This window comes from Leptospira ainlahdjerensis, from assembly GCF_016919175.1.
Lineage (GTDB): Bacteria > Spirochaetota > Leptospiria > Leptospirales > Leptospiraceae > Leptospira > Leptospira ainlahdjerensis.
The window spans coordinates 27501-49874 of the sequence record NZ_JAFFPU010000044.1; the positions used below are offsets into that span (position 1 = coordinate 27501).

General features: G+C 42.0%; 23 protein-coding genes (1 of these 23 cut by a window edge). 12 read left to right on the forward strand and 11 right to left on the reverse strand.

Going from position 1 to position 22374, the window contains the following annotated elements:
- The 4 genes from JWG45_RS12590 to JWG45_RS12605 all read left to right on the forward strand — a co-directional run.
- Positions 1 to 945, forward strand: the 3' portion of a protein-coding gene (locus tag JWG45_RS12590; protein WP_205280041.1) for a 1-acyl-sn-glycerol-3-phosphate acyltransferase. Its footprint begins 198 nt before the window's first position; 945 of the gene's 1143 nt are visible here — the last part of the coding sequence; the start codon falls outside the window, past its left edge; the stop codon is at positions 943 to 945.
- Between the two features lie 19 nt (positions 946 to 964).
- Positions 965 to 1876 (forward strand): hypothetical protein, encoded by a 912-nt coding sequence (locus JWG45_RS12595; RefSeq protein WP_205280042.1) that lies wholly within the window; start codon positions 965 to 967, stop codon positions 1874 to 1876.
- On the forward strand, positions 1873 to 2667 hold the full coding sequence (locus JWG45_RS12600; protein WP_205280043.1) for a hypothetical protein: 795 nt from the start codon (positions 1873 to 1875) through the stop codon (positions 2665 to 2667). Before JWG45_RS12595 ends, JWG45_RS12600 begins: the two co-directional genes overlap by 4 nt.
- A gap of 403 nt (positions 2668 to 3070) precedes the next feature.
- A complete protein-coding gene (locus JWG45_RS12605; protein WP_205280044.1) occupies positions 3071 to 3607 on the forward strand; it encodes a DUF1564 domain-containing protein in 537 nt (178 codons plus the stop codon).
- Positions 3608 to 3682: 75 nt separating this feature from the next.
- Here the strand turns inward: JWG45_RS12605 and JWG45_RS12610 are convergent, their stop codons facing one another.
- Both JWG45_RS12610 and JWG45_RS12615 read right to left on the reverse strand, forming a co-directional pair.
- Positions 3683 to 4351: an LIC_20245 family lipoprotein gene (locus JWG45_RS12610; RefSeq protein ID WP_205280045.1), complete on the reverse strand. Its 669-nt coding sequence runs from the start codon at positions 4349 to 4351 to the stop codon at positions 3683 to 3685.
- Positions 4348 to 6654, reverse strand: a complete 2307-nt coding sequence (locus JWG45_RS12615) for an ATP-binding protein (protein WP_205280219.1) — start codon at positions 6652 to 6654, stop codon at positions 4348 to 4350. Before JWG45_RS12615 ends, JWG45_RS12610 begins: the two co-directional genes overlap by 4 nt.
- A 96-nt stretch (positions 6655 to 6750) precedes the next feature.
- Between JWG45_RS12615 and JWG45_RS12620 the strand changes: the two genes are divergently transcribed.
- Positions 6751 to 7350: a lytic transglycosylase domain-containing protein gene (locus JWG45_RS12620; RefSeq protein ID WP_205280046.1), complete on the forward strand. Its 600-nt coding sequence runs from the start codon at positions 6751 to 6753 to the stop codon at positions 7348 to 7350.
- On the opposite strand, the gene JWG45_RS12625 is transcribed toward JWG45_RS12620, so the two are convergent.
- Together JWG45_RS12625 and JWG45_RS12630 are read right to left on the reverse strand one after the other, a co-directional pair.
- The gene (locus JWG45_RS12625) at positions 7344 to 7694 is read right to left on the reverse strand and encodes a Cys-rich protein (RefSeq protein WP_205280047.1); all 351 of its coding nucleotides are present in this window, start codon (positions 7692 to 7694) and stop codon (positions 7344 to 7346) included. The two genes, JWG45_RS12620 and JWG45_RS12625, sit on opposite strands and share 7 nt — an antisense overlap.
- Positions 7691 to 9445 (reverse strand): ArnT family glycosyltransferase, encoded by a 1755-nt coding sequence (locus JWG45_RS12630; protein WP_205280048.1) that lies wholly within the window; start codon positions 9443 to 9445, stop codon positions 7691 to 7693. The genes JWG45_RS12625 and JWG45_RS12630 overlap by 4 nt, the downstream gene beginning before the upstream one ends.
- 258 nt (positions 9446 to 9703) lie before the next feature.
- On the opposite strand from JWG45_RS12630, the gene JWG45_RS12635 reads away from it, so the two are divergent.
- On the forward strand, positions 9704 to 10402 hold the full coding sequence (locus tag JWG45_RS12635) for a TetR/AcrR family transcriptional regulator (protein WP_205280049.1): 699 nt from the start codon (positions 9704 to 9706) through the stop codon (positions 10400 to 10402).
- A 616-nt stretch (positions 10403 to 11018) separates the two neighbouring features.
- On the opposite strand, the gene JWG45_RS12640 is transcribed toward JWG45_RS12635, so the two are convergent.
- The 3 genes from JWG45_RS12640 to epmA form a co-directional block, all read right to left on the reverse strand.
- A complete protein-coding gene (locus tag JWG45_RS12640) occupies positions 11019 to 13292 on the reverse strand; it encodes an aconitate hydratase (protein ID WP_205280050.1) in 2274 nt (757 codons plus the stop codon).
- Positions 13293 to 13748: 456 nt separating this feature from the next.
- The gene (locus tag JWG45_RS12645; protein ID WP_408611631.1) at positions 13749 to 14861 is read right to left on the reverse strand and encodes an OmpA family protein; all 1113 of its coding nucleotides are present in this window, start codon (positions 14859 to 14861) and stop codon (positions 13749 to 13751) included.
- 224 nt (positions 14862 to 15085) lie between these two features.
- Positions 15086 to 16036 (reverse strand): EF-P lysine aminoacylase EpmA, encoded by a 951-nt coding sequence (gene epmA / locus JWG45_RS12650; protein WP_205280051.1) that lies wholly within the window; start codon positions 16034 to 16036, stop codon positions 15086 to 15088.
- 117 nt (positions 16037 to 16153) lie between these two features.
- Between epmA and JWG45_RS12655 the strand changes: the two genes are divergently transcribed.
- Positions 16154 to 16480, forward strand: a complete 327-nt coding sequence (locus JWG45_RS12655; protein WP_205280052.1) for an anti-sigma factor antagonist — start codon at positions 16154 to 16156, stop codon at positions 16478 to 16480.
- On the opposite strand, the gene JWG45_RS12660 is transcribed toward JWG45_RS12655, so the two are convergent.
- A complete protein-coding gene (locus tag JWG45_RS12660; protein ID WP_205280053.1) occupies positions 16469 to 16900 on the reverse strand; it encodes a DUF4279 domain-containing protein in 432 nt (143 codons plus the stop codon). The two genes, JWG45_RS12655 and JWG45_RS12660, sit on opposite strands and share 12 nt — an antisense overlap.
- A gap of 228 nt (positions 16901 to 17128) precedes the next feature.
- Between JWG45_RS12660 and JWG45_RS12665 the strand changes: the two genes are divergently transcribed.
- Both JWG45_RS12665 and JWG45_RS12670 read left to right on the forward strand, forming a co-directional pair.
- Positions 17129 to 17854, forward strand: coding sequence for a response regulator transcription factor (locus JWG45_RS12665; RefSeq protein WP_205280054.1), 726 nt, complete (start codon positions 17129 to 17131; stop codon positions 17852 to 17854).
- A 441-nt stretch (positions 17855 to 18295) separates the two neighbouring features.
- Positions 18296 to 18835, forward strand: a complete 540-nt coding sequence (locus JWG45_RS12670; RefSeq protein ID WP_205280055.1) for a DUF1564 domain-containing protein — start codon at positions 18296 to 18298, stop codon at positions 18833 to 18835.
- A gap of 993 nt (positions 18836 to 19828) precedes the next feature.
- On the opposite strand, the gene JWG45_RS12675 is transcribed toward JWG45_RS12670, so the two are convergent.
- Positions 19829 to 20125, reverse strand: coding sequence for a 4a-hydroxytetrahydrobiopterin dehydratase (locus tag JWG45_RS12675; RefSeq protein WP_205280056.1), 297 nt, complete (start codon positions 20123 to 20125; stop codon positions 19829 to 19831).
- A 6-nt stretch (positions 20126 to 20131) separates the two neighbouring features.
- Entirely contained in the window at positions 20132 to 20545 is a 414-nt protein-coding gene (locus tag JWG45_RS12680; protein WP_118969623.1) for a hypothetical protein, read from the reverse strand.
- Between the two features lie 275 nt (positions 20546 to 20820).
- Here JWG45_RS12680 and JWG45_RS12685 point away from each other — a divergent pair, with 275 nt between their 5' ends.
- The 3 genes from JWG45_RS12685 to JWG45_RS12695 are packed head-to-tail and all read left to right on the forward strand — an operon-like array spanning position 20821 to position 21748.
- Positions 20821 to 21099, forward strand: coding sequence for a DUF883 family protein (locus JWG45_RS12685; protein ID WP_118969407.1), 279 nt, complete (start codon positions 20821 to 20823; stop codon positions 21097 to 21099).
- A gap of 14 nt (positions 21100 to 21113) precedes the next feature.
- Positions 21114 to 21497, forward strand: a complete 384-nt coding sequence (locus JWG45_RS12690; protein ID WP_205280057.1) for an LBF_4227 family protein — start codon at positions 21114 to 21116, stop codon at positions 21495 to 21497.
- The gene (locus JWG45_RS12695) at positions 21494 to 21748 is read left to right on the forward strand and encodes a hypothetical protein (protein WP_205280058.1); all 255 of its coding nucleotides are present in this window, start codon (positions 21494 to 21496) and stop codon (positions 21746 to 21748) included. Before JWG45_RS12690 ends, JWG45_RS12695 begins: the two co-directional genes overlap by 4 nt.
- A gap of 219 nt (positions 21749 to 21967) precedes the next feature.
- Here the strand turns inward: JWG45_RS12695 and JWG45_RS12700 are convergent, their stop codons facing one another.
- Positions 21968 to 22123, reverse strand: a complete 156-nt coding sequence (locus tag JWG45_RS12700; protein ID WP_205280059.1) for a hypothetical protein — start codon at positions 22121 to 22123, stop codon at positions 21968 to 21970.
- Between the last annotated feature and the right edge of the window lie 251 nt (positions 22124 to 22374).

A 22374-nucleotide genomic window follows, 5' to 3' on the forward strand; every position in this document is an offset into this window, starting at 1 on the left:
GTGGAAGAAGGCGACGTTCCAGCGTTATCCGCAGTGTACAGAGTGATCCAGCCTAAGATAAAGTTTGCGATTCCCGCGAGAGAAGATATCTTAAAGAAGAATTTTCTAATTAAGGAATTTCGTCCAAAAGGAACACTCAAATTGATCTTCGGGTTGATCGACAAGACGAACGTTATCCCCGTTTTTTTGAGATACATCGGTTGTTTCCCCGTAAAACGTCCGTTTCGCGATAACGCGAGAGAACTGATCAAAAGCGGAGAGCTTCGAAACATGGTCGATCAGGAATGGAACACTCTCGTAGAAAGGGTTCGTTCCGGAAGAAACTTATTCATGTTTCCGGAAGGAACCTTCAATCATGACGGCTATCTCAATCAGATCAAAAAAGGCGTCTATTACATTCGGACCAAAATCAAAGACGTTCATTTTATTTCCTTTACGTTGACTTACGATTATATTTCCGCAAAAAAAACCCAAGTGCATATCGCGTACGGTGAGAATTTCGACGTTTCCGAAGAGGCGACTAGCGACGAAGTCACAAACATCGTCAAAGAGAGATTAGGAAAGAATTACGTGGTTACTCCGGGAAATTTACTTTCTACAATTCTAATACGATTGGGAACGGATTCTTTTGTTGGAAAGGAGATTCTTCTCCAACGATTGCAGACTTTGGCTTCCGAGCTGAGAAAAAAAACCAAAGGAATTCACATATCCGGAAAATTGTTCACCTCTCATCTGGAAGACGCGTTTCAAAACATTCTTAGAAAAGGATTGGATCATAAGCTTCTGAAACTCGACGGGAACGGAAACGTCTCGGGAACGGATAAACTGATTCAGAAGGAAGGTGATACGAGGAATTTATTAAAAAAGAACGTTCTATTGTATCACGCTAATCAGCTGACCTATCACAAACCAGAGTTGGAAAAAATTCTTCCTTCTCTTTCTTAATCAAGGAACTCAAATTAGAATGGGATTTTGGAAACGTCTATTTTCGCCGAAAAGAGAATATCAAACCGCCGCAAAAGAATGGATCGAAGACACGGAGAGGGTTCAGAAAAGTCTGAACAGAAGTTTGGATTTTATCTTCAGCTCCACTTTGAAAGAACTTTTGCCGGAAAGACTTTCCATCTCTTTAGAGCCGATCGCCGGGATTCGAATTCCGGATGAAAAACTAAGAATCATTTTGCAAGGAATGGATGTTCAAGCCCTCCTTCCTTTTAACTCGGTTTCGGAAGCGATCAGTTTGGAAACACAGGAAGCGATTCTTGAATTGGCGACCGGAACGGTCGCCGCTCCTTCGAAGATATTTTTGATGAAAATTCTCAATCAATCTCCGATTCAGGAAATGTTTTCCCAAGGGTTGGAAAAGATATTAGTAGAATTTAATAAGAAACTCAACCCTCTCGCTGGAGTTTTTCAAGCCGCCGGTTTTGAAAAACAAATCTCCGGTTTTTTAGGAACTCTTCTTCCGGGTTTTACGGAAAGGATGGCTGAAATTCTTCATTCTTCCTCCGAAAGCGAAGCCGGAAAAATGTTGATTCGAGGCACGTTGAAAATTCTTTTTCAATCCGGATTTTCGGAGATGGGTCATTTGGAATCCACGGACTTAAGAAAACATCTGGAGAAGTTACGAGATGTCGCGGCAAAAGATCCACTTTTGGAAACGAGCATCGAGAAGTTCTACGAAAACTTAAGGGATTCCATCCTCAATGAATACAGAGGAGAAACTCTGAAAGAATTTTTGGGTTATTCGGAAGAAGAATACGTTCGTTTTCGGGACAACGTTTCCAGGAACACGTCGGAAAACCTTCTTGTAATCCACAAACAAAAACCGCTGACTGGGCTTGTATCCGGACTTCTGGAGGATGTGCTTGGATGAAAAAAGTGATCAACCAGATCGGGAAGGCTTTAGAATATCTTGATAAGTTGGGAACGGGAAAGTCTTTTCAACTGTTTCGATCTCTTGGATATGAAAAGTTATACTCTCTTTCCGAAAAAGTAGATCACAAAACTCTTCTTTATATAAGTCAAAACCTGGACGAAAAAACAATCGTAGAATTCTTAAATCGAATTCCCGAAGAGACTTTGGTCGTCCTTTTGTCCACGGTAAAGCCCGGAGATATTACATATTTTGCAAATAGCATCCCGATGGACGACTTGGTGTTGTTGTCCACTTCCCTTCCGGCGTCCGATATTGCAGAGATGGCTCTTAAGACGGGAAAAGAATCTTCGGCTGAACTTTTAAAAAATATCGGTCCCTCAAAGTCGATTGCATTGTTAAAAGAAGTCGGAGTTCAGAATTTTATTGAATTATCTTTGCGGATTCCTCCGACCGAATTGATTCCAGTAGTACAAGAGTTAACCCCCGAACAATCCGGAATCTGGATTCGAAAGAGAGGGGTGGGAGATATCCCAAGGCTGATTCAGGCCTTCGGAGTTCAGAATCTCCTTTTGTTTTTAAGAACTCTTGGCTTTGAAAAAAACCTTCATATCATGGGAGTTCTGGGTTTGGAGGAATTGATCGAGTTGGCTTATACGATCGCCGGGATGAAACTTCCCGGGATCGTATCTTCTAAGAAAAAGTCGAAGAAAGCCGGAAAAAACACCCCCAAGAAAAAAACAAAGAAGAAGACCGCGACCAAAAAGAAAAAGAAAATCAAGAAATTCTAATATCCTCTTATTTTCCTTTCCAAATAATCCGAATTCTCCTCTCGATTTTCTCCGGGAATAAGGAAACAGTCACTTGCGAGAGTCGCGATCAAAAAGGTTTGTCGAAGAGTTTTCGGAAATCCTATCCCTAAAAATAAAAACTCGCACTTCTGCTTTCTGCTTTCTGCTTTCTGCTTCAAAGAAAGAATTAAGAAACCGTAAAACAGTTCGATGCTTTAGTAAAAAAAGAAGGAGTTGTCGGAGGATAAAAAGCCTTCGAAACACCGGATTCTTCATTTTGCATTTTCCGTTTTGCGAAAATGCCATTTTTCTGTTTTTAAAAAAATTTCGAATTCAGGATAAAATATTTCTTCTTTGCTTTGAAAAAAGCGTCTTTGTATCTTAAAAAAGAACCGTATTGGGTATGGAAATGCTTTCAATCCGGTCCGATCAATTCATAGAGTCAGCTCTCGTAGAAAGAAAAGAGGATGTTGTTACAATTCTTATTCCTGAAACCGAATATTTTGCACTGGATCCAAAAGCCCAGAAGGATCTCAAAAAGAAACTCCCTCACCTCTTACGAAAATACGGAAAATATCTGGCCGGTGCCTCGCGGTTGAATGATAAGGCCGGAAAAATTCTTTATCAGAAGAATCAAGGCAAAATGAAAAGAATCAACTTTCGAGTAGAATCCGGAATGTGGAATATTTTAGGAATACTTTCCTTGAGTCACGGGGTTTCTCGGTGTTTTCCTTTTAACTATATGTTGACTTTGGATTCTTTAGAAGTCGGAGATTCTATTGTGGAAACGATGAATGCGGGAGCTCCCACATTTCACCGGGTTTACAGCTTTATCTGGCAATTGGATCTGCAAAGCAAAAGGATTTTCAGACGCTTAGAGTTCACCCCGAACCCGATTTCTCCGATTTTTTATGGGATGTATTGGTCAAAACCCTCCTAAAAACCCAAAAATACCAAACATTTAAAAAAATCAATCCGTGTTGCAAAAAGAATCGATTGCGACCGAGAGCAAAAATTACTCGGAAGAATCCAAATTCTTTTTCGCCTTCATCAATTCTTCCTTCCCTTTCTGAATCGCCAACAAACGCTCTTGAATCACATTCAAAGAAGAATCCGGATAGTTTTTCTGCGATTCTCTAAAAAACTTCAGACTGTATTCTAAGATTTCTTCCATATCATTGGATTTTTTGATTTTGGAATCCAAATAGAATTTCATCTCAGGCTTTTCAACCTCTCTCCCTTCCAACAAGGCGGTCCGAATCTCCAACATTCTTTCTTCGTCTCTCTTTTTCTTTTCCTCTTCTTCCTTTGTCAATTCTCGAGGAATCATACTGTTGCCTGGGAAACGATCAGCCAAAGGTTTGACCTTTAAAATCACTTCCTTTCTCAACCTTTCTCTTTCTGCCGGAGAAAGGTCAGAATAGCCGCCCCCCGGGGGGGCGTCCTCTGTGGAAACCTCCTTGGAACCGGCCTCCGGATTCTCCACAACTCCCGATTTCGAAAAATCTAAAAAGTTCCCCGACTCAAACAACGAACCCTCGTCCTGAACGACAGTATTTCGGCTCAACCCGCTCTTTAGTTTTTCATTTTCTCTTGAGAATCGGTTTTCTCCTTCCGAACAAACGAGATAGATCAGAAACACGATTACGATTCCAAAAATCGAATAAAGAAAATACTTTTTCATTCTGTCTGCAACGGTAAAAAGATTCTAAAATTACTCCCACCGTTCACCCTAGATTCCAAAGTGATTTCACCGTTCATTTTGTGTAAAATGGTTCTCGATATGGAAAGTCCCAAACCGGTTCCCCCGATTCTTTTATTTCTATCGTTCGGGATTCGGAAGAATCGTTCGAATACCTTCTCTACATATTTCGGATCGATCCCGACTCCCGTATCCTTGATGTTAATTTCCAGTTTTCCCGCTCCGGATTCCATCATCTTGATCTCGATCCTTCCCCTCTCCGTATACTTGATTGCGTTCACAAAAAGATTCGTGATCACTTGCGAGAATTCAAAACGGATTCCCCTTATTTTCAATTTTTTTACCGCTGAAACTTCCACTTCCAATCCTTTCTCTTTTGCAGAAGGCCCGTTCGAATAGACAACTTCTTCGATCACCAAAGCGGGATCAAAATTCTCCACCAATCCGGAATTCTCATCTCCGCTCACTTCCTCAAACTTCAACAAGTTTTCGATCAGATGATTCAATCGTTTGATGTTTTTTTCGATCACGTCCAACATTCCGCTCTGATCTTTGGAAAGCGAAGAATTCAACTCGTTTCTCAAAAGTTCAAAATAACCTTGAATATTCGTCATTGGGGAACGAAGCTCATGACTGATATTCGAAATGAATTCGTGTTTCGCCTGTTCGATTTCTTTTTTTTCGGAATCAAACAGGATATGAACCTGGTAGATTTTTCTAGCCCTCTCAAACAACGCGGTGATACTTAACGAAACCTGCATTTCGGATTTATCTTTCAATCTCATCCTAGCCTGGTCCACTCTCAACATCGTCTCCGCAGATCGATTCGGAGAAGACCACTCGCTCATCTCGCTCAACCCCGGAAACAAATCTTCCAAGGTCAGATTGTTTACGTTGTCCTTGCTATAACCGGTCAAACTTCGGAAATTATAATTCCCGCCGATCAAAGCCCCGGAAATGGAATCCAGTAGAATCACCGGAATCGGTGAAAATTCAAACAGATAATTGAATCGATCTTCGGAAAACTGAAGTTCCATAGACCGTTTATCCATCTCCAGCCCCTGCATCATCAAAACATTATCAATCGCTAAATTATGAATTTCTTTTGCACGAATCTCTTGAAAAAGATAATCCAACATCGAGTTGATTCCGGTCCGAATCGCCGAAGCAGTCCCTTTGAGCGGAAGAATCGGCATACGCGCCGTTTTTTTAGAATAGTATATATTGAGCACGAGATTCTGTAGATCTGTCACCAAGTCCCCGAGTTCTCTTCTTTCTCCGGCCTTTCGTAAAAGAAGACTCGATTCATTCTTGTTGCTAAACTGCTCCTCCATCAAAGCCGTCTTTCTCGCTTTCAAAGCCTCCGGATATTGAGGAATCGGATCCTTTGCAGCGATCTGCAGAGCTTCCATAAGAACCGGAGGCGGCTCCGTTAGGTGTTCCATAGATCTCCAAAAAATTCTTCCTAAATACTCCAGCTCTTCAGGATCAGCGGAAGGAGAAAGCATCTCCTTTAGATCCTGAGAAGGTTGTTTGAAAAAATAATGCAGTTGCTCCGCTTCGATCTTGAATTCGGGAACACTTTCGTGAATCGCGTGATCCGTCGACTCGTTCGTATTTTCGATCAGGGATTGAATCGCCCTTGTTACCGCGCTCTGAACCTTTTGAATTCGGTCCGGATATGTTTTTGCGAATTTACCGCTAAACGCGAGCATATTGACCGGAAGGCGATACGGCGGAAGATCCCTTCCGTCCGAAATTCTAAATCCATTGTTTAGAAAATGAGATTCCTGAACGGAACCGATCAAACCCAATGTGTTTGTCTGGGAGAATTCGTATTCTAAAAGATAGGATCTTGAAGAAATGTAGGCGCAGCTGATTTTTTTTCGAAACTTGCTCGATCTCAGAAATTCTTGAGCGAGAAGTTTGTCTACAGATGTATTCTGTAAAACCGGAATCAAATACGGAGTACTGTCCAGAATCGAATCCGTACTGGAATTGTATCTCGAATAAAACGAATGAATCATTCTCGAAAGAATCATTCCCCGGTAAATGGATTTGTTCGGGGCCGTTCTTTTGAGATGGAGGTCCAACCAAGTCGTAAACGGGATTTCTCCCACTTCGATTTTTCCGGTACTCAAAAAGGCTAATATGGCGTCGTAGTTTTCGAGAATCCGGATCTGCACTTGAATGCCTTCTTTTTCAAAAAAGCCCCGGGATTTTGCATATAGAATGGGGAACGCGGAAATTCTGGAAGTGATGGCAATTTCAATCACAGACGGCAGTATTTACCGGGCTTTCAATTTATCAAGAATCCCTTGATTTTTCATCAAAAAGAAAAAAAGGTCATCCTTTTTGAAAATTCTTCCGAGAGACATAATATGAGGATCGAAGAACTTCCCACTGTCCAATCCATCCTGAATCGCATTCGTGAGATCGAAAGCCTCCCGAATCAGTTTGTCCGGGAAACACCGGCTCCCAATCGACAGAAGACGCCTGCTTTGGATTTCGATTCCATTCTTCAATCCGCGCAAGAAAAAACGAATCCGGTCTCCGATGCGGAATCCTGGAGAAACGTCAGAGGCGAACTCAAAGGTCTCGAACCGACCCTGGCAGAAATCATCCGTAAAGAATCGGAAAAAAATCATCTCGATCCCACTCTCGTTCAGAGCGTCATCAAGGCGGAATCCGGATTTAAGACAAATGCGGTTTCTCCAAAAGGAGCAATCGGTTTGATGCAGCTCATGCCTTCGACCGCAAGTCTTCTCGGGGTGGACGATCCTTCCGATCCGGCCGAAAACGTTGCGGGCGGAACAAAATTCTTAAGCGATCTCTTAAACAAATATAAGAATTTAGATCACGCTCTCGCAGCTTACAACGCAGGTCCCGGCGCGGTCGATCGTTACGGCGGAATCCCGCCTTACAAAGAAACTCAAAAATACGTCGCAAAGGTCAAAAAATTCTACGAAGAAGCTCAGTAGTATTTTCTGACCTCGGTCTCAAGACATCCGGTTACCGTTTTACAACTCGCGGTTTCGACTCCGGAAAGACAGACTTGCATCTTATCAAAGTGTTTTCGACATCCTCGAAGACAGGAATTTTCGATCTTTGCGGCTTGTTCTTTGTCGACGATTCCCGGAAACATTTCGGATACACATCCAGTGAGTTTCGTACAATACGTTAGACACACTCCCTTCGACTCTTCGGAATAGTAATCTTTCGTGCGAATTACCCTTCCGTATTTTACGAACATCACGCCGAACATCAAAATCAACAAAACATAAACCGGAGCGTAACGAATCAAATGTCGAAACGCCGAATTCATTTCTGCCCCGTTTTCGAATTTTCGGAAAGAATCGTTTCGGAGCTGTAGAGCCGGATTCTATCATACCAATCCTGGTGTATTAGAATTTCCTGAATTCCCAGATCTCGTTTCCAAATCGACCATGACTGCGCGGGCGTATAAACGTTCGGAAGATCCACTTTTGTTCTGTAAACGACCACGTCCCTCTTTCCGTCCATACAATTCAGATTCGCCCCGGGTAATGAATGTTCCACTTGTGCGGCAGGAAGCGCATTTTTAAACGTCAACGCCACCCAAGGGTTTTCGGACACGATACAGAGATTTTTACTTTCTTGAATTCTTCCGTTCAAAGGTACGTCGGGCAGATTTACGGAAGGAATGAGACTCAATTGTAGATAGAGCATAAATCCGGTTCCGAGAAGAAGCATTATGGAAGTCTTATATACAATTGTTTTCTTTTCCGGGATCATCCAGAATGCCCCCAAAAGATTCGCAAAGCCGACCCACAACAGATCCGTCCACGCTTCTTGTCCGGAACGAAAATCCAAAAGAATTTTCCCGAGCCCAAGAACGATGGAAACCACGATCAGAAATAAAAAGTTTCTGGAAAGAGGCCCTGACAACGAGGATTCCCGTTCTCTTCTGGAAAAATACAATCCTACGCCGATAAACGCGAGGGGTATCAACGGAAGAATGTAGTAATAATCTTTTCGATTCGGCAATTCGTGTATTATGGAAATCGCAACCGTTGAAAAAATAAGGGCCCTGCCTATCATTCCCCCGAAAACGAACGTCGATTTAAGAATCGCCTTCGACATCGTCTCCAAAAGAAACGGTGTAAATGGAAGACAGTACAGGACCCACCCCAAAAGGATAATCAACTCATTTTGATTCGTAGTAGCAGTCGAAAATTTTCCCAAGTTCTCGGTGAAGAAGAATACTTTGATAAACGTGTTTCCCGCCGGAGAAAGCGAAGTCAGAATTCCTCCCCAAAGCGCGAGAACTCCGAGCGAAATCGTATGGAATAAGATTTGATCCGATATCATTCGGATAAATCTTTTTTTTCCGGACCATTCTCCCGTTGAACGAAATTGAAATACGTGAAGAAAAGCCCAACCGGCGAGTAACGTTCCTGAATAAACCTGAAACAAAGGCCCCTTTACCAAACACGCAAAACCGGATACGATTGCGGCCGCCGCCAAATAGGAACGGTTTCTTTTTTTAAAAAATAGGAGCAAAAGAAATGTGGAAAGTGTCAGAAGAAAGGTCATCAGCGCTTCCATCATCACAAGCCTGGAAAACTTAAAAACCCCGAGAGTTAATAAATAGCCGGAAGAAAGGATCGCCGAATAGATCGCTGCGGCTTTGAACAAACGAAGCGCAAAGTAGATCAGAATTCCCGTTCCCGCAAAAAGAATCAGGGAAGGAAGTCTTTCCGCGGCGAGGCTCATTCCAAAAATCAAATCGGATGCGATTCCGGTCCAAAAGAGGACGGGAGGTTTGTATAAATTCATGATTCCTTCGAATCTGGGAAAAAGGATTTCCCCACTCTGAATACTCTCTCGGATCGTCGCGATATGCATCTCCTCGTCTCCCTGAGGAAGCACCGCTCGAGATCCTATATTTGGGAACAAAAGGAGCACAGAAATCACAAAGAGAACCGCCGCTATCAGAAGATCTCTTCGCGTAGAAGAAACCTTTTGTAAAGATTCTTCTTGCAAAAAACTGGAAACGCGAGATGAACCGGCCTTTCGAGAAGAATTTTCTGCCATTTTGCATCCTCTTTTTATGTAATTGCTTACTTACTTATTGCAATCCTTTTCAATCGATCAAAAAATGACAATCTAGATTATAATTGAGAATTTAAAAAAGAAAGGTTGGGTCTGATTGAAAGGATACTCAATTCTACGGAGTCTCATTCAACCAAACGTACGTTAGTGTAAGCTTCTTTCTAAAACGCTTGGAATCAAGGGATTCTCTGGAAATAATGAGTGGACACTCCGCTCAACGCAACTTTTATAGGGATCAAAATGAAATCGGCAAGGTCGAAGGCAAACAACTCAGAACCGCTCGCTAAGGATGAAAATGTATGTGAAACCATCAGCCGAAAACGAGACCGTTCCGCGACCGAGACCGCAATTCTTTTAGCCGCCATTCAAGTTTTTGCAAAAAAAGGTTACGACGCCGCTAATACAAAAGATATTGCGAAACTTGCTAATGCGAACGAAGCGTTGATCTTTCGTTATTTCGGAAATAAAAAAGGTCTTTTAGAAGCTATTCTTACAAGATCCGAAGAAATTAATTCGGACGAAACCTCCCCCCGACAAAAAAACCAGGAAAGTTATCAAGACTTAGAAGCAAGCCTTCAATATTCTATGTCCGGAAAGTGCAGGGACTTTCGAGATGCTGAAGATTTTATGAAAGTGGCCGTGAGTCAGATCATTTTGGATCCCGAAGTCAGTCAGATCATTCAGAAAAAAATCTACACAAAAGCTCTTCCCGAATTTACGGCTGAACTTGAAAAATTCAAGAAGGCCGGAAAAATCGATCCCAAGGCGGATCTTAAATCCATTGCCTACGCAATTTCCTCCCTCACGTTCGCCTTAGGCTTTATGGGGCAGTGTGTGTATAAAATTCCTCCTGCAGAAATCCAGGCGACCATCAAAGAAGTCGCAAGAATTTTTAGAAAGGGTTTGGAACCGGAAGCAAAGAAGAAATCTTCGAAGTAGTTTTTTACGATCCTCGATAAGGTTATGAGGTTTTTGTGAGAGTTCCCACAATGGCTTTACGACTTGGTTGGTCCGTTTTTTCTCTCCCTCCTCTTCCTCGAAGCCAAATTGATTCATTCAAAGAACGTGTGGGAACTCTCACAGGGCTCAACATGTTGAAGGTAGATGTAAGAGCTCCTACAAAACGCTTGAGAGAAGAGTCTAATCGCAAAAATTACAATCTAACGATCGAGAAAAATTCCCATTTCTCCCCTCCGAAGACATAACCTTCCCGCAAGTTCTTAAGACCTCAGAATGAATCTGTCGGAACTCCGACGCCCTTCCGTGAAAGTCGCGCGCCCCGCCCGATTTTCGGGTGGTGGGGAGAGGTGGCGGGAAAACTCCGGAGACTTTCCTTTATCAGAAAATCATACTTTTGGCAAGTAAAAACTTCCTTGTAGGAACTCTTACAAAACCCTTCTTTTCGTGAAGATTCTTGTTTTCGTTTCTTCCCTGGGTAAAGTTATTCACCGAAGGTAAGTGTGCGCCATTTACGGAAAAAGAAGGAATTGCGAGAAGGAGAGAAAACGTCTTCTTTCTAAGAAAAAATCTTAAAAAGAAGACGATCGAAAAAGCTTTACCCTTTCTTTCTTTGTTCTTCGCTGATCAGGTTCAGAGCGCTTCCCGCCTTGAACCAAGCAATCTGCTGCGCGTTGAAAGTATGATTCACTTTGATTTCTTGTTTAGAACCGTCTTTGTGGTTCAAGACAAGCGTCAGAGGAGTTCCTTCTTGAAAGGAAGTCAGACCGAGAATATCGATCGAATCCTCTTCTTGAATCTTATCATAGTCCGCTTTGTCTGCAAACGTAAGAGCAAGCATCCCCTGCTTCTTTAAGTTGGTCTCGTGAATTCTCGCAAAAGATTTCACAAGAACCGCTCTCGCGCCGAGATGTCTCGGTTCCATAGCCGCGTGTTCTCTGGAAGAACCTTCTCCGTAGTTTTCGTCCCCTACTACGATCGATCCGATTCCCTTTGCTTTGTAAGCTCTTGCGGTTTGAGGAACGGGTTCGAATTCTCCCGTTAGCTGATTTTTCACCGCGTTTGTCTTATCGTTAAAGGCGTTTACCGCGCCGATCAAAAGGTTATTGGAGATGTTATCCAAATGACCTCTGTATTTCAACCAAGGACCCGCCATAGAAATATGGTCTGTCGTACACTTTCCCTTCGCCTTGATGAGAAGTTTTAATCCTTTTAGATCGGTTCCTTCCCAAGGAGTAAACGGAGAAAGCAACTGAAGACGATCGGATTTGGGATCCACCGCAACATTCACTTTGGAACCGTCTTCTGCCGGCGCGAGAAAACCCGCGTCCTTTACGTCGAAACCTTTTGGAGGAAAATCCAAACCCGTAGGAGGATCGAGTTTTACTTCTTTTCCGTCCTTGCTTTTTAGGGTGTCGGTTAACGGATTAAAATCCAATTTTCCAGCGATCGCAAATGCGGTTACGATTTCGGGTGACGCAACAAACGCGTGAGTTCCCGCAAAACCGTCGTTCCTCTTCGCAAAGTTTCTGTTAAACGAAGTGATGATGGAATTTTTTCTTTCCGGATCTTTTGTCTGACGGCTCCACTGGCCGATACAAGGACCGCACGCGTTCGCGAGAACCACTCCTCCAATATCGGAGAATGTTTTGATGAGTCCGTCTCTCTCGATTGTATAACGAATCATCTCTGAACCCGGAGTCACGGTGTATTCCGCTTTGACTTCCAGATTCTTCTCGGAAGCTTGTTTTGCGATCGAAGCCGCGCGTGTGATATCTTCGTAAGAAGAATTCGTACAGGAACCGATGAGTCCGACTTCCAAGTTGGTCGGCCAACCGTTTTTCGCGACCGCTTCCTTGAACTTGGAAAGAGGAGTCGCCAAATCGGGAGTAAACGGACCGTTGATATGTGGTTCAAGTTCGGAAAGATTGATCTCGATCACCTGATCGAAATATTTCGAAGGATCCACGTAGACTTCTTTGTCTCCGTTTAAGTGTTCCTTGATTTTGTCCGCGAGTTCCGCAACGTCTTTACGATTCGTGTTCAAGAGATATTCTTTCATGTTCTGATCGTAACCGAAAACGGAAGTGGTAGCGCCGATCTCCGCGCCCATATTACAGATCGTTCCTTTTCCAGTGCAGGAAAGGCTTTCCGCGCCTTCTCCGAAGTATTCTACGATCGCGCCAGTTCCACCTTTTACGGTAAGAATTCCGGCCACTTTTAAGATAACGTCTTTCGAAGAAGCCCAGCCGGAAAGTTTCCCGGTGAGTTTTACTCCGATGAGTTTTGGGAATTTTAATTCCCAAGCCATTCCCGCCATCACGTCCACCGCGTCAGCGCCGCCGACTCCGATCGCGATCATTCCGAGGCCACCCGCGTTTACGGTATGAGAATCGGTTCCGATCATCATTCCGCCGGGGAATGCATAATTTTCTAATACGACTTGGTGAATGATTCCCGCACCCGGTTTCCAGAACCCGATTCCGTATTTATTGGAGACAGAAGAAAGGAAGTCGTAAACTTCTTTGTTCACGTCATTGGCGGTTTTTAGATCTTCCGTTGCACCGTCTTTTGCTTGAATCAAGTGATCGCAATGTACCGTAGAAGGAACAGCGACGGTGTTTCTTCCTGCGGACATAAACTGAAGAAGCGCCATCTGCGCGGTCGCATCCTGCATCGCGACTCTATCGGGAGCAAAGTCCACATAAGACTTTCCTTTTTCGTAAGCTGTTTTTGGTTCCCCGTCCCAGAGATGAGAATAAAGGATTTTTTCTGTAAGAGTAAGAGGTCGTCCAACAACGTTTCTCGCTTTTGTAACAAGATCCCCGATCTTTGCGTATCGGGCGCGAATCATTTCTATATCGAATGCCATTGTTTTCTCCGTTGATATTGAAACCTGTCCTTGGTGCGACACCAAAGAGAGCGGACCGAAGAGTTCTTAAGGCGCATCCAAAGATACCTTCAGCGCTGTCCGTTTTGTTGGGATCCTTTTTTGAGGAAGGGAACGTTTGGATTTCCTTCTTTTTTCAAGATCGGATCCGCACCAAAACACTGTCCTTTTTAGTTCATCGAAATGGGGACAAGTTATAAATTCATGCTCTTGCAAGCATTTAGTTTGTATAGGATTTTTCAGGAGAAGAGTGAAAAATAGAATTTTAGAGTTGTGAGAGTTCCCACGCAAAGGGGATTTTTTAGAATCGAAGAGGAAAGGCTTCTCATCTGGGACTGAAAACTTTTCGATCCCTGGAGAATCCGATTTTTTGAATGTAGAAGAAGTCGATCCTTCCCCAGAAAATTCTCCTCGTGTAGGATCTCTTACAAAAAAAGATCAGTTCCGAATTCTAAGCTCAACCCTTCTGTTTTTTTCCTTTCCTTCTTCCTTGGAATTATCCCCGATCGGGACGCTCGCCCCCTTAGGAATGATCTCAAATCGATCCGGGGAAATCCCGTTTCCTACAAGATAATCCCGAACCATTTCGGCTCGAAGAACCGAAACTTTTTGATTCACCGGTTCCGTTCCTTCGAGAGAAGTATGCCCTATGATCTTCACTCGAATTTTAGAATCTTCTTTCATCCATCTTGAAAGCTGATTGAGACTTGGTCTCGATTCCTTATGAACCTGGATGCTGTTTTTTTCAAAACGGATCGGGCTGGTCTCGATCATTTTGAATTTTGGATTGGAAGAAAACGCTTCCGGATCCTCTTTCCCAAACCAGGAAAACGAAGATTTTTTTTCGGATTCGAGGTTCCTCTCCTTTGAAGTCAGATCTTTTTCTTCTTTGGGAGTTCCCACATCCTTTTTCGGAGAAACTTTCTCTTCAACGGGTTTGGAGACGTCGAGAGGTCTTTGTTTTTTCTCGGAAGAGAAAAGGGTCCAGAAAAAATAGATCAATCCAAGAAGAATCAGAAGCCCCGAAAGGAAGATAAGAATCGGAACCGTTTTATCCTTTTTGAGATGAGGTTTTGCGGAAGGAGTCGGAATATAATTCGTGTATTCTCTGATCGGTGGTTCCTGGGGAGTTCCCACATCATCCCCCCAGCTCTCAGGAAAACTCGCCTCGGGAGATTCTTCTTCGGGGACATTGAGAGTGAGGTTCTTTTCTCCCTTCTTCTTTGCGTCTTGAACTCGTTTTGAGGCCCATTTACGAATTTCGCTCCGGAACCACTCGTCTGCCTTCTCCGTAAATTTGTAATTCTCACGAATATGTTCGATCGTATGTTTTTCTATGTCCGTATAACTGTTATTATCTTTGACCGCTTTTAAGAGCTGTTTTGCGTCGTTAACCGAAATTCTACCGTCACGTTTGCCCGAAGTAAATTCTTCCGCGAGTTGAATGAGCTCTCGGTCGTATTTTCTACCTTTGATAGTTACGTAGTAGTTTTCTTTTTTCGCCATGATCCCCGCCGCACCAAGATTTAGGGAAGAATTCATTCCCTGCAACCAAAGTTTTTAGTCTCTTTCCATTTGTTCTTTTCTCTCTCAAAAGCGTTAAGGGGACGATTCGAATTCTTTTTCTATCTCAGAATTTCCGGAGAATCCTTTTAAAAGAAGGAGTTCCTACTTTTCCATTGGATTCTGAATCATCCTATAAAAGAATACACTTTCTAAAGAGAATCTATAGTATAATATCGAACTCTGAACTCGAATTGTTGAACTTTTGTCCTTCAGAACTTTCCGTAATAAGGGCTCGTTTCCCGTAAGGAGGCCCCCCCAAGGATGGAGAGAAAGAGCCGATCTAGGCCGATGGAGATCCCACAAGAATTCGGGATTCCTTCTCTCAAGGCCCGTTCCATTCCGGAATCGATCGGAAAGATTTCCTTTCCCAAATATTTCCGAAGGTCCTGCTCAGAACGAAAACGGGAGAGTTGTTCTTCCGGATCAGTCAGTTCTTGAAACGCATTTCCCAATTCTAAATTTCCGAAATAGAGCTCAAATCTTCTCGCAAAACCGTTTTCGATCTGAGAGAGAGCCGCAAGCTCCGGGGGGTATTGAAAGAGAAAGGTAAAACGCCCTTCTGGGAGTTGTTTTTCCACAAGATTTAGGAATATAAGAAAAAAGGAATCTTCGTAGGTTCTTTTTTCATCCGGATTCCCCGTGAGTTTTCGATCTTTGATCACCCTGTTTAGTTCTTCGTGTGAGATCCCACAACCAGCATATTCTCTGAGAGCTTCTTCGACGGTTATTTTTCGGATGGCATTTTTTTGAAAACCGAAAGATTGAAATTTTGAATCCAAGGTTTCCAAGAGCTCGGTGCAGAAGTCGATCAAACCTTCAAGCCTCATTCCAACCGTATAGAACTCCAACATCAAAAATTCTGCGCTATGAAAAGGGCTTCCTTCTTCCCCCGAACGAAACGTATGTGTGATTTCATAAATTTTCTCCAATCCTTTTGAGAGAATCTCTTTTAAGGAATATTCAGGAGACGTAATCAAATAACCCCTCTCTTTTCGAGAGGGAGAATGAACCAAAAAAGGATCCAAATACGGTTCCATGGATGGAATGGATTTGAGACAGGGAGTGTCCATCTCCAGATAATCTCTTTCTTCAAAAAAATTCCTGATTACGGATAGGAATTTCGCTCTTCGGATCAATATTTCATGACTCAACTCGTTCATCTGACTTTTAGTTTTCCCCTTGATTTCCTTCTAAAATAAGAAAGAAATGACCTTTAGAACTTTTTTCTGTGGGAACTCTCACACCAAGATCTCTCTGGAAAAATCCAGAATTACAAAATGGAACCGATTCAAAGATATCAGCACTTTGAAATTCGAAAGAACCGACAATCTACGGAAGTGGTACCTCTCACAGCTTCCTTTGACGAGTCTTCCTTTGACGAATTAAAATCCATCCTAGCTCTTGTCTTCTATCAGTCCAGTCTTCATGTAAAAATCAATCTCAGCGGGGTCAAAGTTCTTCCCCTTCCAGTTGCAATGAAAATTCTCTCCTTCGCCCTGGACCTTAGATTGAAAAACAGAACTCTCGTCTTGACAGGCGCAAGTCCTTCTTTTAAAAAGCTCATCCAATTCTATAGAATGGATCGTTCTCTTCTAATCTTCTGAGCGCCTTTTCTTTTCTTCCCTCTTCCAAGGTTGAAAAATCAACTGAATTCCCAGGCTTCCCAAAAGAAGAAGAAGTTTCGAAGAAATCTTAGTTTCTCCCAGAGAATGATCCGCAAATTCCACGGAAACATAGAGACAAAGATCGTGTTTATTTGCGAATTCTTTTACCTTCTGGCGAGAGGGAAGAACTTTCTCCAGAATCTGAAGAATATGATCTTCCAAAGGAGAATCCGCGTTCACGGTAGAATGAAGTTGCCAATGCCCAAAGCCGAGAGGGTTCCCTTCCTTATCCGTCGCCATTCTCGGGGTACTGAAATCCGGCTTTAGATCCAATTGTCTCGTTACGTCTTCCGAATTGAGACCGTCTTCGTTTACGGAAAGAATGGCCCAGGTAAGAGGGTTGCTTGTATATGCATTCATGATTTTTAGCACACAGTTTTAATTTTTAAGTCGTTTTAATTGCAATTTAACACAATTCACAGTTTTATCATGCTTTAGGATCGATTCATAGATTCTTAAAATATAAAATCGGATAAGAATCTGGTAAAAATGTGTCGGATAAAAAATTTTCCTTTATTAACATTTCATCCGTTTTATCTGTTGCAGATAAGGTAAATTTATCCTCTAATCTCTCTCGGGGGCTTGATAATGAAAACAATTTTAGTGATTGAGGACGATCCGGATATTGGAAATTTAATTCGCAAATCCTTGGATTCGGCGCACTATTCAACGACTCTCCAAACAAGCGGAGAAGAAGGTCTTAAATTCTATAAAGCAAACCATCCCGACATGGTTATCCTTGATCTCTCTCTTCCCGACATAGATGGAATCGAAGTTTGCAGAACCGTGAGGAGGAACGACGAAAATACTCCGATCTTCATAGTTACGGCAAGGAATGAAGAAATTGATAGAATCATGGGACTCGAATTGGGTGCAGATGATTACATCACAAAGCCTTTTTCGGTTCGAGAACTCAAAACAAGAGTGGATGTTTTTTTTAGGAGATGGGATAAAAAAGCAGGGATCAAACCGAACGTAGGGGCGAGCGGAGAAATTGTCCGTGGTTCTCTCAAAATTGATCCCGTTCGTAGGAGAGTCACTCTAAAAGACAATATCGTGAATATTTCTCGGAAGGAGTTTGACATCCTACAACTAATGGCAGCTTCTCCAGGAAAAGTTTTTTCTCGGGAGATGATTCTCGAAGCGGTCTGGGGAATGGAATGGGACGGCTTCGAGAGAATGATCGATTCTCACGTTAAGAGAATTCGATCCAAACTTGAAAAAAATTCAGCGCAACCCGAATGGATAGAAACAATTTGGGGAATTGGTTACCGTTTCACTGATAATTACGACAACATCGTGATCCCGGACTAAGTTCACTCAGTAAAAGCTCTCTCTATTAGGAGTTCCCACGAAAAAAGTGCGGGGCTCAAAAAAGCCCAGATTGAGAAAATCCGGGCTTTTTTGTTTGAAAACAAAATAATAAACCTCTTCGAATTTATAAATTTAGGCCCTCCATACTAAGTTTAAGATATCATGAAATTTGCATTTCTCAATTTTGAAATCGTAAGAAAGAGTATGGAACCCAAAAGAAAAAAAATGTGGGAACTCCCACTTTTGAGAAAAGTCTCCGGAGGAAAATAAAAATCCAAATTCTTCGAAATCTCCCCAAAAGACTACCTTTTCACCCCTCTCCAAAGGATAATTTCACCGATAAATCATTCCCGCCCAAAAAAAATTAAGAAAATAAATTCAGAGGCGTTTTTTTTCCGAAAACAAAACCCTCAAGAGAATTTCCAGGAACCGAATAAGAGTATGAGGACAATATTCTTAAAATCCGATTTTGAAATCCATTCTTCCTTGAAAGAAAATTCATCCGACGTCGTAACCTTTCTTGTGCCAAAGAAAAATTTAATTCGGCTCAATGAAAATGCGCGAAAGAATCTTCCAAAGAAGCTCCCTTATCTTTTAAAGAAATACGGGAAATATATAGCCTCCACAAAGCGTCTTAACAAGAAAGCAGGAAAAACTCTTTACCAAGCAAATACAGGAAAAGAAAAAATGCAAAGAATCAATGCGAGAATTCAAACAAAGAATTGGCTTCTCCTTGGGACTCTTGCGCAGGCTCACGGAGTATCTCGTTGTTTTCTTTTTAACTACCTCCTCTGGTTAGATGAGATTGGAATTGGAAATTCTATCTCGGGAATTCTGAACTCAGGAACTCCTACCTTCCATAATTATTACAAACTCATCACTTTCCTCGATTTTTCTAAGAATAAAATAACGAAACGTCTTGAATTTGAGCCAAACCCAATTCACATTTTCCCCAGAACACAGCAAGCATATGATTCATAATGTATTCATTTTTTATAAACTGACAAAGGCTATGAACCGTTATTAAAAAACTCTCTTTGAAGGAACGTGAGAAAACCCCGTATAAAGAAAGATTTTTAGATAACTTTTCGAATACTCGCAACTTTGTTTATTGAATTCTTTTTCTGAAGATGACTTCGAAAGATCAATCTAAGTTTGTCCTTATTTTACATTTACTCCAAAGAAAGGCTCGATTCCCTTTTTCCAAAATTAAACGTGATTCTGCTAAAAAATAGAAGTTCGACTTGAGAAAAAAGTATGACGTACCACAGAATAGTAATGTTCGCAGGAGAATATTGGGGACAGAACGCCATGTTTCGAAAAATGATCTCTGAAAAAAACACATCCAACCGCAAAATAAAACTCAGCTTGTAGAATCTCCCCAGCCTTACCAACTCAAACTGGCGATTCCGAAAACGTTTTTCGAGAAGATACGCACTTGCCTCTCCACTTGTTTTTCAAAAAAACTTTCCCAAAACCGTATAACCTTAACCACAAGTTGAGAGGGGTGCAACGAGAATTGTCCCGACGAGAGAAATTTTATAGGAGTTCCTACACGGAGATTTAGGCTTCCAAAATTAGAATTTTGCGATTGAAGAAAATTTCCGGAATTTTTCGCCTTTCGCCCCTCCGCCCGAAAATTTGAGCAGGAAGAGCGTCGTAAACTACGACGGATTTTTTAAGATCCAGACAACTAATTATGCCAAAGCGATAGGGTCCTAAATTCCGATCAATAAACCTAAAAATAGGTAGGAACTCCAATGCAAATGCACTCCGATAAGACTGTTGAAAAGTTTATAAGCCGTCTTTTAAGGAAAGAATTCATAGGAACTCCCACATCTTGTGCAAGGCTATCAAGTGTCAGAAACGACTCCCTCTAAAAACCCCGAAACGAAGTTTTCGATTCCACTATTGAAGGAGGCTCCCCTAAGGTGTGGGAACTCCCCAGCTTACAAACGTTTACAAATCCCGTCTCTAAATCCTACCCGCGAAAATTTCTTCCGCTTTTTCGGCAAAAGAGAAGTCCAGATCGGTAAGTTTTTTTTTAGAATGTGTGGTAACTACGACCGTTACGTTATCGTAACGCAAAGTGAGATCCGGATGATGATTCATCTTCTCCGCAGTTACGGCTAACGCGATTACGAATTCAAAGCCGGATCTATAAGAATTAAAGCGGAAAGTTTTCTCCAAGAAAGGAATTTCTTCTCGAAAAACAATCTCCCAGCCGGATGGAATCCTATCTTTGATCCTTTCCAGCTCGGATGGATTCATAAAAACTTAAAAAACCTTTTTGAGGGTCTGCTTGATCTTTTCTGCATCGTCCACCGCACCGTTCGAAAGGGAACCGGCCCTCGCCATCAAGTTGACGGCGCCGTCCATTCTCGCTTTGAGTTCTTCGATCTTCTGAAGTTGTTCATTCAAAAATGCGATCTTCGAATCGAGTTCCATTTCTCTTCTCTCTAACAAGAGTTTGAAATTGTCCAATTCTTGGATTTTCTTTCGAGTTTTTTTAGCCTCGGTATCAACGTCTTTTCTGTAATATTTCTCTAATTCTTTCTCTGCTTGAAGATGGCGTTCTCTTTCCGCCTTAAATTCTTTCTTCATCAATTTCAAAGCCTGGCGATAGGCCTTATTGAAGATCCTTTGTTTTTGACGTCTTCTGAGACGAACCAGTTTGCTGATCCAATTCATACTTATGTCCTGATATTATTCTGATTCTTTCCGGCAAAAATAAATTTCACATGAGAATCTCCTGACTCTTATCGACTTCCGACTTATCACTCTTGGGTCGAAAATTCAGGACATTCTACTTTTCATCCAAAGGAACCGGAAAATAGGGTTCAGTGGATTCTTCCATACTTCCTATTAGACCCTAAAATTCGAGAGAAAAACCTGCCCCCAAAAGAACGAAAGTAGTTGATTCCACAGATACAAAACTTAGAAAAAGAATCCGGGAGGAATCATCCATGACATCCAGAGCGGAAGATTTCAATGAAGAAGTAGAATCACTCAAAGATAAAGCAAAACGAATTACCGGTAAAGCACGCGAAGAATACTTGGAGCACGTCTCCGATCTGAAAGAGAAAATCAAACAGATCTCGGGCGATACTTCCGAAAAAGCTAAACAAATTATTGACGAAACCGGAACCTATATCAAAGAGAACCCTCAAAAAGCGACTCTGATCGGACTCGGCGTAGGGCTCGGAATCGGACTTCTCATCGGGATGATGATCCGTAGAAAATAATAAAACCGGACACGATGGCAAAAAAAAGAAAAACAGATTTCACTTCGGAATCGTATGACAACGAATATACGAAAAGAGGAAACGATCTCAAATCCCATTTCCTCTCTCTTGTAGATTCAATCCTGGAATACTTCCAGACCCTTCTCCTCTACGGACAGAAATACCTCCTCAGAAGGTTTCAGGCCGGGATCCAAGCCTACATCTTTTTAAAATTAGGTCTTTTCTTTCTTGGAATCGGTGCCATTTCTTTTTTGGGCGCTCTTTTCTTTTTCTTATTGAGGATTACGGGCGGCGATATTCTATTATCCAGTCTCGGAACCGGCGGAGTCAGTTTTTTACTTTCCTTGACCTTTCTTTGGCTTGCGGCTTCGTCTCTGAAAATTAAGAATCGATCATGAAAGAATTTCCCGACCTCAATCCATTCGAAGGAAGCGACCGATTTCTTGGAAAAGATCCGTCGGAGATGAGTATGGAAGAATTGAAGTTATACCTCCACATACAAAAACTCAGGGTTCGACTTGAATTTGAAAAATTTCAGTCTTCCATCAATTACACAGGAATGATCGTAGAGGCACTGGAAAAACTGGGAATGGGAGAATTCTTACAATCTTTCCTAAAGGTTCCTGATAACGTATCTTCCGAAGATTGATTTCAATTAACGTAAGAGCCCATTTCCCTTTCTGAAAGTAAAAGACCTTCTCCGAATATCCTTCTTAAACTTTATAACAATCGATTTCCCCAACGATCGAAAAAAGAAAGCAACAAGGACTTTCAGTTGAGAATTGTTCCTGCTTATCCCGATCTCATCGTGGGAAAAAATCAAAAGAAGAAGCGCGCTTGTTTGGGGGGAAGCGAAGAAAAAGAATAATCAGCCCGGGTTCCAAAGAGACTGATTGTATATAAAGACAATTACAGTTTTTTTCACAATGGTAGTCCAGATTTTATCTCGATCAAAGAATATTCTTGGATAAAATAAAAAACCCGCTTTCATCGCCTTTGTCTTACCATTTGATTTCGTATTCACAAACCGGTTCCGCTTTCAAGATCGTGACGGAGCCGTTTTTCACCTTGAACATTTCCAATATCCCCATAAAAACGCCTTGCATAAATCCGATTGGATATCCCACAGAAGGCGCTTGAACAATAACATGACCTTCTTCTTTTTTAATAAATTTTTCCGGTAATAACCTCGGCGGGCCTTTATGGCAAAATAGAAAACCTTTCGTTCAAAAGAATACAATCCAAAGGCTGAAAATCGTTTTCACTCTAATTCTA